Origin of the sequence: Uruburuella suis (assembly GCF_022870845.1) — a bacterium.
Taxonomy (GTDB): domain Bacteria; phylum Pseudomonadota; class Gammaproteobacteria; order Burkholderiales; family Neisseriaceae; genus Neisseria; species Neisseria suis.
In genome coordinates, this window is record NZ_CP091507.1 from 1922782 (window position 1) to 1938656 (window position 15875).

At 55.5% G+C, this 15875-nt stretch carries 13 protein-coding genes; 9 read left to right on the forward strand and 4 right to left on the reverse strand.

Translation table 11 applies throughout. The annotated features are described in order from the left end of the window. The first annotated feature begins 66 nt into the window (after window positions 1–66). Both LVJ78_RS08750 and LVJ78_RS08755 read left to right on the forward strand, forming a co-directional pair. The gene (locus LVJ78_RS08750) at window positions 67–1371 is read left to right on the forward strand and encodes a TolC family protein (RefSeq protein WP_243650413.1); all 1305 of its coding nucleotides are present in this window, start codon (window positions 67–69) and stop codon (window positions 1369–1371) included. A gap of 71 nt (window positions 1372–1442) precedes the next feature. After that, window positions 1443–1853, forward strand: coding sequence for a hypothetical protein (locus LVJ78_RS08755; RefSeq protein ID WP_132954919.1), 411 nt, complete (start codon window positions 1443–1445; stop codon window positions 1851–1853). 54 nt (window positions 1854–1907) lie between these two features. On the opposite strand, the gene LVJ78_RS08760 is transcribed toward LVJ78_RS08755, so the two are convergent. The 4 genes from LVJ78_RS08760 to dusA all read right to left on the reverse strand — a co-directional run bounded on the left by LVJ78_RS08760 (window position 1908) and on the right by dusA (window position 5438). Continuing rightward, window positions 1908–2417, reverse strand: coding sequence for a hypothetical protein (locus LVJ78_RS08760; RefSeq protein ID WP_132954918.1), 510 nt, complete (start codon window positions 2415–2417; stop codon window positions 1908–1910). Window positions 2418–2474: 57 nt separating this feature from the next. Further along, complete coding sequence (locus LVJ78_RS08765; protein WP_132954917.1) at window positions 2475–3692, reverse strand: hypothetical protein; 1218 nt, start codon at window positions 3690–3692, stop codon at window positions 2475–2477. A gap of 69 nt (window positions 3693–3761) precedes the next feature. Then, window positions 3762–4280, reverse strand: coding sequence for a hypothetical protein (locus tag LVJ78_RS08770; RefSeq protein WP_132954916.1), 519 nt, complete (start codon window positions 4278–4280; stop codon window positions 3762–3764). Between the two features lie 159 nt (window positions 4281–4439). Then, the gene (gene dusA, locus LVJ78_RS08775) at window positions 4440–5438 is read right to left on the reverse strand and encodes a tRNA dihydrouridine(20/20a) synthase DusA (RefSeq protein WP_132954915.1); all 999 of its coding nucleotides are present in this window, start codon (window positions 5436–5438) and stop codon (window positions 4440–4442) included. A 180-nt stretch (window positions 5439–5618) separates the two neighbouring features. Here dusA and LVJ78_RS08780 point away from each other — a divergent pair, with 180 nt between their 5' ends. From LVJ78_RS08780 to LVJ78_RS08810, 7 genes are all read left to right on the forward strand, one after another. Continuing rightward, the gene (locus tag LVJ78_RS08780; RefSeq protein WP_132954914.1) at window positions 5619–6779 is read left to right on the forward strand and encodes an FAD-dependent oxidoreductase; all 1161 of its coding nucleotides are present in this window, start codon (window positions 5619–5621) and stop codon (window positions 6777–6779) included. A gap of 453 nt (window positions 6780–7232) precedes the next feature. Continuing rightward, window positions 7233–7874: a GNAT family N-acetyltransferase gene (locus tag LVJ78_RS08785; RefSeq protein WP_132954913.1), complete on the forward strand. Its 642-nt coding sequence runs from the start codon at window positions 7233–7235 to the stop codon at window positions 7872–7874. A gap of 89 nt (window positions 7875–7963) precedes the next feature. Further along, window positions 7964–8728: an IS5 family transposase gene (locus LVJ78_RS08790; protein WP_244802560.1), complete on the forward strand. Its 765-nt coding sequence runs from the start codon at window positions 7964–7966 to the stop codon at window positions 8726–8728. Between the two features lie 705 nt (window positions 8729–9433). After that, complete coding sequence (locus tag LVJ78_RS08795; RefSeq protein WP_132952080.1) at window positions 9434–9835, forward strand: GFA family protein; 402 nt, start codon at window positions 9434–9436, stop codon at window positions 9833–9835. Between the two features lie 246 nt (window positions 9836–10081). Beyond that, window positions 10082–11227, forward strand: coding sequence for an FAD-dependent monooxygenase (locus tag LVJ78_RS08800; protein WP_132952078.1), 1146 nt, complete (start codon window positions 10082–10084; stop codon window positions 11225–11227). A gap of 353 nt (window positions 11228–11580) precedes the next feature. Beyond that, a complete protein-coding gene (locus tag LVJ78_RS08805) occupies window positions 11581–12258 on the forward strand; it encodes an epoxyqueuosine reductase QueH (protein WP_132952076.1) in 678 nt (225 codons plus the stop codon). A gap of 411 nt (window positions 12259–12669) precedes the next feature. After that, entirely contained in the window at window positions 12670–15771 is a 3102-nt protein-coding gene (locus LVJ78_RS08810; RefSeq protein ID WP_132952074.1) for a multidrug efflux RND transporter permease subunit, read from the forward strand. The last annotated feature ends 104 nt before the right edge of the window (window positions 15772–15875 follow it).

Here is a 15875-nt window from a genome sequence, read left to right on the forward strand (position 1 = left end):
TTCTGCCCTTTCCCCACTTTTTGCTTTGCCCTATCCGCACTTTTTCAACCGGCTCATGCTTTCGATTTGGCTCAAGCCTGGCAAGCAGCCCTGCATTATTCAGCCGACCATGCCGCTGCCAAACACAGCCGCGATGCCGAGGCAGAACAAAAATATCAGGCGCGCGCGGCGCTGCTGCCGCAAATCAGCGCCAATGCGGTTTACCAAAAGCAGCCTTATTCGCTCTCCGCCAATACCCAAAGCCACGGCTGGAATGTGCAGGCAAGCCAGATTCTTTATGATAAAAGCCGCTTCGCCCAATACCGGCAAGGCCGGCTGGCGGCGCAGATGGCGGATATCCGCTTGGAAAATCATGCAGATGATGTGCGCCTGAATGTGGCGCAGGCTTATTTCGATGTGTTGCTGAATCGGGATAAATTGGCGGCGATTCGCGATGAAAAAAACGCCTACCGCCAGCAAATCCGGCAGGCGCAAGCCATGTTTGCGCAAGGCGCGGCCACCATTATCGACACTTACGAAGCCCAAGCGGGCTATGATGCCGCGCTGGCCAAAGAAATCGCCACGGCTACCCAATTGCAGGTGGCCGAAAATGCGCTGGCCGATTTAACCGGGCTGAATGCTGCTGCCATCCGCCCGCTGGACAAACAGGCCGAGCAGGTCGATTTTCTCGATGGCCGGCAAGAGCCGCAATGGCAAAAGCTGGCCGCTGCGCACAACCGCTCGTGGCAATTGCAAAAAGCCGCGCTTGAAAACGCCGAAGCCGCCCTTGCTGCCGCCAAAGGCGGCCATTTGCCCAAGCTCACGCTCAACAGCGGCTATCAAGACAACCACAGCACCCGCGAATACGGCGGAGATGCACAAAAATACCGCAGCAAAGGCGCCACGCTCACGCTGCAATTGAGCATGCCGCTATACAGCGGCGGCCACACCGCCAGCCAAGACAGCGGCGGCCACACCGCCAGCCAAGACAGCGGCGGCCACACCGCCAGCCAAGTGCGCGAAGCCGCCGCCCGAGTGGCGCAAAACCGCGAATTATTGTTGGCAGCCGAGCGACAGGCCAAGCTGGCGGTGCGGCAGGCTTATTTAGGCAGCCACAGCAGCAAAATCCAAGTGCTCGCCCAGCAGCGTTTGCTGAATGCTGCCGATGCCCGGCTGCAAGCCACGCGCTTGGGCAAAGAAGTGGGCATACGCAATAATTTGGAAGAAGTGCAGGCGCAGCAGGCTCAGGCCGAGGCGGTGCAAAAGCTGGCCGAAGCCCGATATGCGCATATTCAGGCTTATTTGCAGCTACTGCACAGCGCAGGCGTGTTGGGCGAGCAGGCGCGTGCGGAGAAAATCAATGCGCTTTTGTTTGCCGCATACCCAAAATAGCCGTTTTGCGGTAAGATTCGGCAAATCATCGTGCCGCCATCAAACGGCCTTTTCCCACAAAGGAGAGCCCCATGCTCAAACGCCCCGAAGAATTTATCATGGCCATACTCGCCGCCCTCTGGGTGGTGCTCACTTATTTCATCGCCGACTATCTGGGCGCGCCCACCCACACCGCGCTTTTAATCAGCGCGCTCACGCTGATTTGGGCTTTGGTGTTTTTCATCTTGTGGCAGCGCAACATCACGCACCTGATCTGGCCGGTGTTTCTCGGCCTTTTGGTGGCTTGCTGGTGGCCGTTTCTCGATTGGTATGCCGTGAGCGATATTTTGGTGCCCGGTGCCAGCAGCGAAACCATTGTGATCGCCAAGCCGTGGTATGCCACTTGGACATTTAAAATGATTATCGCGGCCATTCCGGTGCTGGCCGGCTATGCGGTGAAATGGAAATTCAAACGCAAAGCACCGATTTCGAGCATTCCGTAAATATCGGTTTGCATGATTGAAAAGGCCGTCTGAATGTTCAGACGGCCTTACTTTTTATTTCCTGCTGTAATCTATGGCAAATAATAAAAAGGTAAGCGGCGCTCGAATGCCTATATAAATACAAATCTCTTTCGCAATAATCATAAATAAAAATAAAACCGGATTATTGTGAAACGCTTCGCTGGTGCCAAAGCTTCTGCCCGTGCTCACTTTGAATACTTGCGGATACAAACTTAGTAAAAATGTAGATATGCCCAATCCAAAAATCAATAAACAATACCACCAGATATGCTTGGGCACCCTGATCACATCATCTTTACGCCATATACCGACAAAGGTTCCCATTATCACCGCAAAACCAACGGTGAAGCTGTTTACCACCTTGGCGCTAAATGGGTAATTCGACGGCATATAATAGCCATTTCCCAATAAATACTTATCGACAAAACGGTTTAATGCAAAATCAAAATCGCCGGCAGGGTGCGCCGGAATCAAAATAAACAGCACCACAGGGAAAATCAAAAGGGCATAGAAAATATAATTTTCCACCTGTTTTTTATCCATTTTTTATAGCTCCTAAAGGCCGTCTGAATATTCAGACGGGCTGACAATCAATTTACATTATATTAAATGATTTTCCTGAGGCTCGGGCAGGCTGATGGCCGGTTGAATCACTTCGGGATAAACCGGCGGCTGAGCGCTTGCAGGGCTCTGCGCTGCCGGTGCCGGCACTTCACCCGATGGCAGAAATGTCCATTCATCATCAAGAAGCTCTGAGGGAAGGTTGGTTTCTTTTGCTGCCTCTTCAGCCGGATGGCTGTTTTCCGGAATCGGCACGAGCGGCTCTGCACCAGGCAATGCGGCTTCTGCATTGGGCAAAAAGAGATAAGGCTCGAAGGCAACCAATCTCGAGCCGCCTGCCGGCCACAGCCCGGCTGCTTCAACTGCACTTTCAGCCTGAGCAGGCGGCTCTGCAGACGGATTTTCTGCGGCAACAAGTGCCTCAGCTGCTGCCGGATCTGCGCCTTCGGCAAGTGGTGTTTCGATAGGGTTTTCAAAATGGGGCTCGTTGCTGATGATGCTGATTTCATTGCTGTTGATAATCAACGCTTCTTCGGTGCGGACATCGCCGATAAAGGTGGCGCTCTCGCTGTTGATTTCGAGATCTTTAAAATGATGGTTGCCGATGATGCTGACATTTTCAGCCGCCAGCCGCGTACTTTCAAGGCGGCCGGATAGGCTGTTGCCGAACAGCACCAAATCGGAATATTCGTATTCATTGATGCCGCCATCGGAACGGAATTCACCCATGGAAATTTTCTTTTCCAAGGCTTCGACACCCTCTAACGCAAAGTATGTGAGCACAACGCCTCCTACAATTGTGGCAGCAGCGACAAATCCAGCCGGAGCACCCATACCTAAAAGCATCAATCCCATCCCTCTGGCCACCGCCGCGCTCCCAACCACCGAAACAGCAGCAGCCACGATTTTGGCAATCTGACCTGCAACCGGATCCCAGTTGTCGGTTTGGGATGCAGTATTGATGCGGCTGCCAAGCTCGTATGCATCTGCGGCATTGCTGATGCCGCCGGTGATTTTGGTGATGCCGTTGAGCAGGTGCAGCTTGCCACTCATCTCGCCGTATTTCTGCGTTGTTTCAGCGGCATCGGTGCGGATTTTCTCCACCGCTTCATTCAGTGCTTCACGGTTATTGGCATAATAAGCCTTGCGCTCATCGAGCATCCCGCCTTCTTCAAATTCCATAATGCGGCGCGAAAAGCCTGAGGCCAAATCATGCTTGAGCGAGGCGCTGTTTTTAAGCTTTTCGGTTTCGGCCAAAAAGCTTTGATGCGGGTTTGCGAGCGCAGCATCGGCATAAGTGGCGGCATCGCCCAATACGCCTATGCTTTAGTTGAGCGGGTGGGTTGCGGCGGCTTCCGGCGTTTCGGACGCAGGCGCAGGGTGGGCTTGACTGATTTGTGGTTTGGGCAGAGGCTGTTCGGCCAGTGTCGGCGCTGGCACTTGGGCATGAATATCACCGGTAATAACCGGATTTTGCGGGATAAATTCTAAATTCTCCAAATTGGCATCGAGGTCGGAGAAATCGAGAATTTTCGAGGGTGTGTCTTCAATAGGATCCGGCGTGACCATCACAACATTGGTTTCCACTTGCCGCAATACATCGTCATCAACAACCTTCAAATCGTATAAAGCCACATCTTTTATTTTTGTATCAGGATGATTTTCGTGGGCAGGATTGTCCACAGGTGCTCTCGGTATTGAGAGAGAAGGTATATAGCCTGACGGCTGCGGGATTGCAGGTGGAGGAATGGGTTGCCAATCTGATGCCCGAAAGCTTTCTTTTGGCTCTGCACGCCAGCCGTTAAAGGCTGAAGAGAAATTGCCGATATTGCTGTATAGATTCATATTGTTTCTCCTTTTCAATCAAACTGCCTCATAAAAACATTCCTTCCGGCAGAGGAATGCACATTTAAATTAATAAATGCAAATCATTATTAACTTAAGAAAAGACTATAGGCCGTCTGAAAAGTTTCAGACGGCCTATATTTTTATGACAATTTAATTTTATTCAAACCCGTTGGCCGCAGCCACTTGCGCCCACGCTTCCAAAATCAGCTCGGGGCGGTTGGGCTTGAGCAAGGCGGCGTCGGAGAGCATGCGCCGCCAGCTGCGGGCGTTTTTCAGGCCGTGCATCAGGCCCAGATAATGGCGGGCGATATGGCGCACGGTGGTGCCGCGCCCGGCGTTTACTTGGCTTAAGGCATAATCGTAAAGGCGCGCCACCAAATCGGCTTCGGTAATCGGCGCATGGCTGCTGCCGTAAAACAAGGCATCCCAATCGCGCATCACCATCGGGTTGTGATAGGCTTCGCGCCCCACCATCACGCCGTCTACATGCTTCAGATGGGCGGCGATTTCTTCGTTGGTGGTGATGCCGCCGTTGATGATAATTTCCAAATCGGGAAATTCCTGCTTGAGGCGGTAAACATATTCGTATTTCAAAGGCGGCACTTCGCGGTTTTCTTTGGGCGACAAGCCGTCGAGCCAGGCATTGCGCGCGTGCACGATATAGGTACGGCAGGCGGTTTGCTTGCGCAGAGTGCCCACAAAATCGGCCACGGTGCTGTATTCGGTTTGGCGGTCGACGCCGATGCGGTGCTTGACGGTAACGGGAATCTGCACCGCATCCTGCATGGCGTTGAGGCAGTCGGCCACCAGCGCCGCATCGTTCATCAGGCAGGCGCCGAATGCGCCTTTTTGCACGCGCGGGCTGGGGCAGCCGCAATTAAGGTTGACTTCGTTATAGCCGTAATCTTCGGCCGCTTTGGCCGCTTTGGCCAAATCCGCAGGCTCGCTGCCGCCCAGCTGCAAGGCGAGCGGATTTTCGCCTTCGTTAAACATTAAAAAGCGCGTTTTGTCGCCGTGGATAATCGCGCCGGCGTTGATCATTTCGCTATAGAGCCAGCTGTGGCGCGTGATTTGGCGCGCCATATGGCGGTAGTGTTTATCTGTCCAGTCGAGCATGGGGGCAACGGCCAAGCGGCGCGGCGGCAGGTTGTGCATGGTGGAAAAATCTCTTTAAATAGGGCAAAACGCAACTGCGCATTATAACATGGTGCACACTGCGCCTATTCCTCAAAGGCCGTCTGAACGATTTGTTTTCAGACGGCCTGTTATCTTAATCCAGCTGCTTTTATCAAAATCCGCTAAAATAAGCGCTTGTTGCCATTGCGAGGTTTCATCATGCCGCCCGTTCCCGCCCATACCCAAATCGCCGTAATCGGCGCCGGCCCCGTCGGCGTGTTGGCTGCTTTGCAGCTTGCCCGCCAAGGGCGGCAGGTGTTGTTGATTGAGGCGCGGCCGCAGCATGCCGAAATCCGCGACCGGCGCACGCTGGCTTTGTCGTTCAACAGCGTGGCGGCGTTTCAGCAGGCGGGCGTGGTGCTGCCCGAAGAAGAAACCACGCCGATTGTGAACGTGCATATTTCGCAGCAAAACATGTTTGGCCGCACCTTGCTGCGCGCCGAAGATATGGGCGTGGCGGCGCTGGGGCGCACGGTGGATTATGCGCTGCTGATGCGCGCCTGCGAAGCGGCGCTGGCGGCGCAAAACGTGCCGGTGTTGTGGCACACGCAAGTGGCCCAAGTACGCACGCTCAGCCATTTTGCCGAGCTGCAAATCGAGCAGCAAGGCCGTGCGCACAGCCTCACCGCCGATTGGGTGGTGCTGGCCGAGGGCGGCCACCTCGCCGAAGGCCTGCCCGGCCTGCAATGCCACAGCTACGATTACCAACAATCGGCGCTGGTGACCACGCTCGAATTCGAGCAAGGCAACAACGGCACCGCATATGAGCGCTTTGCCGATGCCGGCCCTTTCGCCCTTTTGCCCTACCACCATGCCTACCGCTTGGTGTGGACGCGCACTCCCGCCGATGCGCTCTCGCTCAAAAACATGCCGTTTGAAGACTTCGCCGCCGCCTTTGAAGCCGCGTTCGGCAATCATTTAGGCCGTCTGAAAGCACGCGGCGAAGCGGCGGTGTTTCCCCTGCAATTAAAGCAGCTCAATAAGGTTTACAGCGGCCGCGTGATCTGCATCGGCAATGCCGCGCAAACCATGCACCCCGTGGCCGCGCAAGGGCTGAACTTGGGCGTGCGCGACGCGCTGGCGCTGGCCGCCTGCTTTGCGGCCGCCAAAAGCCTCAACAACAACGCGCTGGCGCAGCAATATGCCGCCGGCCGCCGCCCTGATGCGCAAGCCATTGTGGGCTTCACCCACAGCTTGGTCACGCTTTTCGACCACCCCGACGCCCTGCTCAAATTAGGGCGCGGCGGCGTGATGGCGCTGCTCGACAGCCTGCCCGCCGCGCGTAAAAAATTCACCCGCCAATTGATTTTCGGTTTATAAAAGCCTGTTTACATGCTTTTCATAAGCTTGAATGCAGAAAACAAAGCGAGGCCGTCTGAAAGAATCCGCCGGCTCGATACTTGTATCCGACATTTGTCTCAGCCCTGATGCTTGTTCTGCAAACAAGTGTCGGATTCGAGAATCCGACCAGCTCCCCACAACCTGCTGCGTGTAAAAAATCACCCGCCTGTTAATTTTCAGTTTATAAGCTTTAATCGTCATCTTCACACGCTATCGTTAGGGTGTCCTGACATTTCGTTTATGAGGGGGATTTTGTTCCTGAAAATGCAGATGCAAGGCGAAAAGCGCAGCAAGGTTGGACACCTTGCGAGGCTTTTTAACGCGGCAGATGCGTTTTCAGGGGCGAAATACCCCCATAAATCGAAATGTCAGGATCCCTAGCATTTCATCCGTTGCCGAATCCTGCCGCCCACCCGCTTGGAGGATAAGGAAATGCTCATTCTGCAAGATGCCGATTTGCGCCTGCTGCCGCTTAGCATCGATCATTTCGATGCGCTGCTGCAAATAGCCGCCGAATGCCCCGACACTTGGCAATACACGCCCAACAGCGCGCTGGGCGCGGAAAATATGCACAGCTATATCCAAACCGCGTTGGTGCAGCGCGCCGCCGGCCGCCACCTGCCTTTTGTGGTGGAATATCAAGGCCGCATCGTGGGCAGCACCCGCTTTTACCACATCGACGAGCACCACAAAAGCGTGCACATCGGCTACACCTGGCTGCACACCGACACCCGCGGCAGCAATGTCAACAAGCGCACCAAATATCTGCTGCTGCAACACGCTTTCGAGCATTGGGATATGTGCCGCGTGGCCTTCACCGCCGATATCAACAACCACGCCAGCATCCGCGCACTCGAAAGCATAGGCGCCACGCAAGAGGGCGTGTTGCGCAGCGATATGGTGCTCGCCAGCGGTGTGCGCCGCAACACCGCCGTGTTCGGCATTTTGCAACACGAATGGCGCACCCGCATCAAAGCCATGCTGGCCGAAAAAATCGCCGCCGGCAACCTGGCCGAAACCGCGCCCGCGCCGGGGCTGTGGCAGAAAATCCGCCGCTTCCTGCACAAGCCCTAGGGTCTGTTCACAATTACTTGTCATAACATTGAATAAAAAGGAAAGCAGGTGTAAAAAGGGAGCTCTCACACAACCCTAATACACCTGCCATGCCCCGCACACTACTCAAAGATGAATACTGGACGAAGCTGTTGCCCATTCTGCGTGATTTGGGTGTTTATTGCAAACCCAATCTACGCCTGATTTTCGAAGGCATCCTATACAGAGTCAGAACCGGCATCCCTTGGCGCGATCTGCCCGAGTATTTCGGCAAACACCATACCGTTTACACGGCTTATAACCGTTGGTCGGCAAAAGGTATTTTTGCCGAAGCCTTAAAAAAGCTCAGCCAAGACTGTGATTTGGAATGGGTAGCCATAGATGGCAGCTATGTTCGGGCGCATCAACATTCAGCCGGCGCCTCATGGCTCAGCGAAGAAGAGGAACACGCAATCGGTATGAGCCGGGGCGGGATGACCAGCAAGATTCATCTGGCGGTAGACGTCTCAGGCAATCCGGTTGAGATTATCATTACTGCGGGCAATATCAACGATATCAGCGTTGCGCCGGAATTGCTTGATAACATCGATCTTGCCGGAACTGAGCTTGTGAATGCGGATAAGGGCTATGATTCAGACCGACTCAGGGAACAGATAGAGGAAAGTGGCGCGAAAGCCAATATTCCCTATAGAAAAGACAGGGAAGAGAAAAATAAAGACATGGACTGGTATCTTTATAAAATCAGGCACTTGGTGGAGAATACTTTTTGTCGTCTGAAACATTTCCGAGCGATTGCCAGCCGCTACGATAAGCTAAAGCGCAACTTCCACAGCACGGTTTTATTGGGATGCATTGTGATGTGGCTACCTTTATGACAAGTAATTGTGAACAGACCCTAGGGTCTGTTCACAATTCATCCGCGAGTAAGATTTTGAGCGCAAAAGCGCGCTTGCAAGGCGAAAAGCGCAGCAAGGTTGGACACCTTGCGAGCATTTTCAACGTGGCGAGCGCGTTTTTGAGCCAAAAGATTGCCGCGTGATGAAATGTGAACAGACCCTAGGGTCTGTTCACAATTCATCCGTGCGTAAGATTTTGAGCGCAAAAGCGCGCTTGCAAGGCGAAAAGCGCAGCAAGGTTGGACACCTTGCGAGCATTTTCAACGCGGCAGGCGCGTTTTTGAGCCAAAAGATTGCCACGAGATGAATTGTGAACAGACCCTAGGGTCTGTTCACATTTCATCCGTGCGTAAGATTTTGAGCGCAAAAGCGCGCTTGCAAGGCGAAAAGCGCAGCAAGGTTGAACACCTTGCGAGCATTTTCAACGCGGCAGGCGCGTTTTTGAGCCAAAAGATTGCCACGAGATGAATTGTGAACAGACCCTAAAGCCCCGCACCACACACAAGCGCCGCCAAACCCTTGCCGTTTAAGCAGCGCTTCCTTATGATAAGGCCGTCTGATACCCATTCAAAAAAGTAAGCTAACAAGGCGGAAGCCTGCGACAGTACAGATAGTACGGCAAGGCGAGACAACGAAGTTAGGTTATTTTTTTGGATTGATATGAAACCTGATCGGCCAAATACCATGCCCTATCCCCTGCTCGGCGGCTGCCTGTGCGGCCGCATCCGCTACCGCGTGTTGCACGCACCCATCGATGCCGGCTATTGCCATTGCCGCCTGTGCCAGCATTCCGCCGGCGCGCCTGTGCAAGCCTGGGCCACCGTGGCGCGCGGCAGCTTTGAATACAGCCAAGGCAAACCCGCCCATTTTGCATCGGGGGCACACAGCCGGCGCGAATTCTGCCGCCATTGCGGCACGCAGCTACTTTTTTGCAGCGAAGCCGAGCCTACCACGCTCGATTTCACCCTCGCCAGCCTCGACCACCCCGACCGCATCGCGCCCGCCTATCATATTTGGACCGGCAGCAAAATCCGCTGGCTGCACATCAACGACGATTTGCCGCAATATGCCCAAAACCAGCCATAATCCATCTTCAGACGGCCTGCCAATCCAATGCCTTCAGCGCCTGCATTTAGCACGCCCAAACAGCGCAAAAACCAAACAGGCCGTCTGAAACAGGTATAAGAAACAGGTATAATCAGCATCATCACACCAACAATACCAAACCTAACAAACAAGCTAACAAAACGGCTCTCCGCAGGCAGCACAGAGAGCACGGCAAGGCGAACAACGCATTAGATTGTTTTTCAGATTGGGTATAAGGCCAATATTATGATTTACGACACCCTGATTATCGGCGGCGGCCTCGTGGGCGCGGCGATGGCGGTGGCGCTCAAGCAGCAGCAACGCCGCGTTGCCTTGCTCGAAATCCGCCCGCCCACCACAGATGCCGAGCGCCTCGAAAAAGGCTGGGATGCGCGCATTTATGCCATCAGCCCCGTCAACCGCCAATTTTTGCAATCGCTGCACGCTTGGCCGTCTGAAAGCCGCATTCAGCCCGTGGCGCGCATGGACGTGCGCGGCGATGGCGGCGGGCGCATCGAATTTGCCGCTGCCGACATCCAAGCCGACAGACTTACCAGCATTGCCGAAAACCGCTGGCTGCTCGCGGCTTTGTGGCGGCAGATTGAAGTGCTGGAAATTCCCGTATTCACCGAAGCCGCCGCCATCCACACCGATGTCGAAGCGGCCACGCTCACGCTGGCCAATGGCGAAACGCTCAAAACGCGGCTGATTATCGGTGCCGACGGTGCCAACTCGTGGGTGCGCGCGCAAGCAGGCATTACCGTGCAGGAAAACGCCTACGGCCATCACGGCGTGGTGGCCAATTTCCACACCGAAAAAAGCCACCACGGCACCGCTTATCAATGGTTTAAACACGGCGAAGTGCTGGCCTATCTGCCGCTGCCGGACCATAAAATTTCCATCGTGTGGAGCACCGCCGCGCCGGAAAAACTCACCGCGCTCGCGCCCGATGATCTGGCCGCCGCCGTTACCGCGCAAGGCGAAGGCATGCTCGGCCGCCTCTCGCCGCTCTCGCCCGCTTTTGCCTTTGAGCTGATTTTGCGCCGCCCCGCTACCACCGTGGCGCAACGCATCATGCTGATCGGCGATGCCGCCCACACCATCCATCCGCTGGCTGGCCAGGGCGTGAACCTGGGTTTTGGCGATGCAATCGAATTTGCCCGCCTCAGCCAAAACGCCGCCGATTTGGGCGCACACCAGCTTTTAAAACGCTATGCGCAAAACCGCCTCGAGCCCGTGCGCACCATGCAGCTTGGCTGCGACGGCCTGTTTCACCTGTTTGGCGAAAACCACCTGCCCGCGCTGCCGTGGCTGCGCAACAACGGCCTCAACTGGGTGAATGCCGCCGCGCCGCTGAAACAGCGCCTGATTAAACACGCCATGGGCTTGTGAGGCTTATCGGCATCAATCACCACAAAACAGGCCGTCTGAAACCCATTCGAAAAATAAGTTTACAAAATAAAAGCAGTTCGACAACAACACCCGCGTAGGTCGGATTTTTGAATCCGATGTTTGGCCATTGGCCAAAGTGATGTGAACACCTTGTTCTGCGAACAAGTGTCGGATTCAAGAATCCGACCTACGGGCTTATTGGAATCAAGAGTAAAAGGCCGTCTGAACCCCGTTCAGACGGCCTGCTACACATCTTAACAACTGATTCTGCTAAAATAACGCCCCACACACCGTTCAACTGCCACCAAACAAAAAGGCAGTCTGAACGCCTTAATCTCAAAAAGAGCATCGCCATGAGCCAGCCCAAAGCCGAAACCACCCCCATCGACCGCCCCACCCTCACCCCGCCCGACGGCCACAAAAAAGTGTTGCTGCATTCCTGCTGCGCCCCCTGCTCGGGCGAAGTGATGGAAGCCATGCTCGCTTCGGGCATCGATTTCACCATTTATTTCTACAACCCCAATATCCACCCCAAAAAAGAATACGAAATCCGCAAAAACGAAAACATCGCCTTTGCCGAAAAACACAACATCCCCTTTATCGACGCCGATTACGATGTGGACAATTGGTTTGAGCGCGCACGCGGCATGGAGATGGACCCTGAACGCGGCCGCCGCTGCACCATGTGTTTCGACATGCGTTTCGAGCGCACCGCGCTTTATGCCCACGAGCACGGCTTTCCCGTGATCACCAGCAGCCTGGGCATTTCGCGCTGGAAAAACATGAACCAAATCAACGATTGCGGCGTGCGCGCGGCTGAAAAATACCCCGAGCTGCAATATTGGCAATACAACTGGCGCAAAGGCGGCGGCAGCGCGCGCATGATAGAAATCAGCAAACGCGAGCATTTTTATCAGCAAGAATATTGCGGCTGCGCCTATTCGCTGCGCGATTCCAACCACCACCGCAAATCGCAAGGTCGCGCCCCGATTAAAATCGGCGTGAAATATTACGGCGACGAAGAAGAATAAGCCGTGAAGCGGCGCAATCTTGTGCAAAATCAAACAAGAAACCGCGCCCGGCAGTAGGATGTGTGGCGCAACCACGCACACGGTTTGACTGGCTTGGGTTAGCTGTATTGGCGCTAAAAAACAAGGCCGTCTGAAACATTAATCGTTCAGACGGCCTTGTTTTCGAATGGGTATTATACATTTTTACCTTTCCTGAGAAGAAAACCAGCTTTACGCAAAGAGGCTGCCCGCCTCTACAATGCGGCATTGTTTGCTTTGACAACAAACCTGCATTTTTTCATTCACACGATACGCGCAATCTGTTGCTGTTTTTTAATGTATCGGCTGCTTTTGTACATTAAAATCGGCATCTGATGCACGCAGCCGGCTCTGCAAACATTCGTTTTCTCCTTTCCGAAACCAAGGTTGTTTATGTCCCGATTTTTTATCCACCACCCCGTGTTTGCCTGGGTGCTCGCCATTCTCATCACCTTTGCCGGTGCGTTATCCTTATTGCGCCTGCCGCTGGAGCAATATCCCGATGTGGCGCCGCCGCAGGTGTCGGTGTCGGCGCGTTATAACGGTGCTTCTGCCGACACGGTAAACGATTCGGTGACGCAAATCATCGAGCAGCAGATGAAGGGGCTCGACGGGCTGATGTATATGAGCTCCAGTGCCGATTCTTCGGGGCAGTCGCGCACCACGCTCACGTTTGAGCCGGGCACCGACACCGATGTGGCGCAGGTGCAGGTGCAAAATGCTTTGCAGCAGGCGATGAGCCGCCTGCCTGATGAAGTGCAGCAGCGCGGGGTGAACGTAACCAAGGGCGGCCAGGAAAATTTGGTGACGTGGATGTTTGTGCCGCAAGAGGCCGATGTGCCGCGCGTGGCCATCACCGATTATCTGGCCAGCAATCTGGTGGATGTGCTCGGCCGCATCGACGGCGTGGCCGAAGTGGTGTTATACGGCAGCCCTTATGCGATGCGCATTTGGCTCGATCCTTACAAATTAGAACAATACCAGCTGATGCCCGCCGATGTGCGCAGCGCCATCGAGCGGCAAAATGTGCAGGTGTCTGCCGGCCAGCTCGGCCAGCTGCCTTCGGTGGCCGGGCAGATGCTCAATGTGCCGATACAGGCGCGCGGCAAGCTGCAAACGGCGGCGCAGTTTGAAAACATTATTCTGAAAAGCAGCGGTAGCGGCGCCACGGTGCGGATTAAAGACGTGGCGCGGGTGGAATTGGCGGCCGAAAGCGCCGATGTGCAAAACAAGCTCAACGGACGCAATGCCGGCGCGCTGGCGATTGTGCTGGCCGATGGCGCCAATGCGCTGGAAGTGGCCGCGGCGGTGGAAGCGCGCATCCGCGATATGGAGCCGGATTTTCCCTATGGCATCAAGGCGCAAACCAGCCAAGACAGCGTGCCGTTTGTGAAAGCTTCGGTGAAAGAAGTGGTGAACACGCTGCTGGAAGCGATTGTGTTGGTGGTGGTGGTGATTTATGTGTTTTTGCAAAGCTGGCGCGCCACGCTGATTCCGGCGGTGGCGGTGCCGGTGGTGTTGATGGGCACATTCGGCGTGCTCGCCTTGTTTGGCTATTCCATCAATATGCTCACCATGTTTGCGCTGGTGCTGGCCATCGGCTTATTGGTAGACGATGCGATTGTGGTGGTGGAAAACGTAGAGCGGGTGATGCACGAGCAGGGGCTGGATGCCAAAGCCGCCACCGAGCAATCGATGCGGGAAATCGCGCCGGCACTGGTGGGCATCGGCGTGGTGCTCTCGGCGGTGTTTGTGCCGATGGCGTTTTTTCCCGGCTCCACCGGCGTGATTTACCGCCAATTTGCCGTCACCATTATTGCGGCGATGGCGTTTTCGGTGTGGGTGGCGCTCACGCTCTCGCCGGCGATGTGTGCGCAGTTTCTCAAGCCCAAAGCGCATGCAAAGCCGCGCCAAAGCCTGTTTGCACGCTTGTTTGCCGCATTTAACCGCGGCTTTGAGCGCCTGACCAAACAATATGGCCGCACCGAAGCCAAATTATTGCGCCGCAGCAAAATCATGTTGGCGGCGTTTGTTTCGCTGCTGGCGGTGTGCGCCGTGCTGTTTGCCTGGCTGCCCACTTCGTTTCTGCCCGAAGAAGACCAAGGCTTTCTCACGGTGAGTGTAACCATGCCGCCCGGCGCCACCGATGAGCGCCTGCAAGCCACCATCGGCGAATTGAGCGATTATTTTGCCCAACAGCCGGAAGTGACCACTGTGTCGGCGATTACCGGCATCGGCGGCAACCAGGGCTTCGGGCGGCTCACCGTGCGGCTCAAGCCTTGGGATGAGCGGCCGAGTGCCGAACAAAGCGCAGCCGCCTTGGAAGCGCGCGCCAGCCGCCTCTTCCGCAGCCGCACCGATGCGCGCATTTTCGTGAGCCTGCCGCCGGTGGTGCGCAGCCTCGGTTCCGCCAGCGGCGTGAGCTTTGTGATTAAAGACATGAACGGCGCGGGCTATGAGGCGCTGGTGGCCGCTAAAGACCACTTTATATCGCTCTCGCAAAACAACGCTTATCTGCGCAATGTGCGCACCAACAACCAAGATGCGCGCACGCAATTGGTGGTGGACATCGACAACGATCAAGCCGTGGCCCACCAAATCGAGCCTGATGTGGTCAACCGCCTGCTCAGCGATGCGCTCGGCGGCACTTATGTGAACGATTTTATCCACAACGGCCGCGTGAAGCGCGTGTATATCCAGGGCGACGCGCCCTTTCGCATGCAGCCGCAGCATGTGGGCGAATGGCGGGTGCGCAATAATGCGGGCGAGATGATTCCGCTTTCCATGTTCAGCAGCGTGCGCTGGGCGGTGGCGCCGCCGCAATTGCTGCGCTTTAACGGCAGCCCGGCGATGGATATGCAGGCTTCGGTGCAAAACGGCGTGAGCTCGGGCGACGCCATGCGGGCGGTGCAGGCCATTATGGCTGAATTGCCGCGCGGCTTCGATTACGAATGGACCGGCGCATCACTGCAAGAGCAGCGTGCCGGGGCGCAAGCGCCGCTGCTTTATGTGCTCTCAATGGTGTTTGTGTTTTTGTGTCTGGCGGCGCTGTATGAAAGCTGGAGCGTGCCGCTGGCGGTTATTTTGGCCGCGGCCTTGGGCTTGTTTGGCGCGCTGGCGGCCACTTCGCTGCGCGGGCTGAACAACGATGTGTTTTTCCAAGTGGGCTTGCTCACCACCGTGGGCTTGGCTTCGAAAAACGCCATTTTGATTGTGGAATTCGCGGTGCAGCTGCAACAAAAAGGCCGCAGCCTCACCCAAGCGGCCATCGAAGCCGCGCGCCTGCGCCTGCGCCCGATTATCATGACTTCGCTCGCCTTCGGCTTCGGCGTGCTGCCCTTGGCGCTGGGCAGCGGCGCGGGCGCGGCCGGACGCATCGCCATCGGCACCGCCGTGCTCGGCGGCACCATCATCTCCACCCTTTTGGGCTTGCTGTTTGTGCCGCTGTTTTTCGTGTGGGTGCGCAGCCGGGTGGCGCGCAGAAAAGCGGTTTAGGGTGAAAGGCCGTCTGAATGCTTTGAACAGCCAAGAGAAAAAAGAAAAGTCGTTATTCAGTGCGTAGCGTCGGATTCTTGAATCCGACGCTTGTTCAAAGAACA

What these genes read in the sequence shown, in the direction of transcription:
- LVJ78_RS08755 (WP_132954919.1), top strand. Translation starts at nt 1,443, where the DNA reads ATGCTCAAACGCCCCGAAGAATTTATCATGGCCATACTCGCCGCCCTC.
- LVJ78_RS08760 (WP_132954918.1), bottom strand. Translation starts at nt 2,417, where the DNA reads ATGGATAAAAAACAGGTGGAAAATTATATTTTCTATGCCCTTTTGATT.
- LVJ78_RS08770 (WP_132954916.1), bottom strand. Translation starts at nt 4,280, where the DNA reads ATGAATCTATACAGCAATATCGGCAATTTCTCTTCAGCCTTTAACGGC.
- dusA (WP_132954915.1), bottom strand. Translation starts at nt 5,438, where the DNA reads ATGCACAACCTGCCGCCGCGCCGCTTGGCCGTTGCCCCCATGCTCGAC.
- LVJ78_RS08780 (WP_132954914.1), top strand. Translation starts at nt 5,619, where the DNA reads ATGCCGCCCGTTCCCGCCCATACCCAAATCGCCGTAATCGGCGCCGGC.
- LVJ78_RS08785 (WP_132954913.1), top strand. Translation starts at nt 7,233, where the DNA reads ATGCTCATTCTGCAAGATGCCGATTTGCGCCTGCTGCCGCTTAGCATC.
- LVJ78_RS08790 (WP_244802560.1), top strand. Translation starts at nt 7,964, where the DNA reads ATGCCCCGCACACTACTCAAAGATGAATACTGGACGAAGCTGTTGCCC.
- LVJ78_RS08795 (WP_132952080.1), top strand. Translation starts at nt 9,434, where the DNA reads ATGCCCTATCCCCTGCTCGGCGGCTGCCTGTGCGGCCGCATCCGCTAC.
- LVJ78_RS08800 (WP_132952078.1), top strand. Translation starts at nt 10,082, where the DNA reads ATGATTTACGACACCCTGATTATCGGCGGCGGCCTCGTGGGCGCGGCG.
- LVJ78_RS08805 (WP_132952076.1), top strand. Translation starts at nt 11,581, where the DNA reads ATGAGCCAGCCCAAAGCCGAAACCACCCCCATCGACCGCCCCACCCTC.
- LVJ78_RS08810 (WP_132952074.1), top strand. Translation starts at nt 12,670, where the DNA reads ATGTCCCGATTTTTTATCCACCACCCCGTGTTTGCCTGGGTGCTCGCC.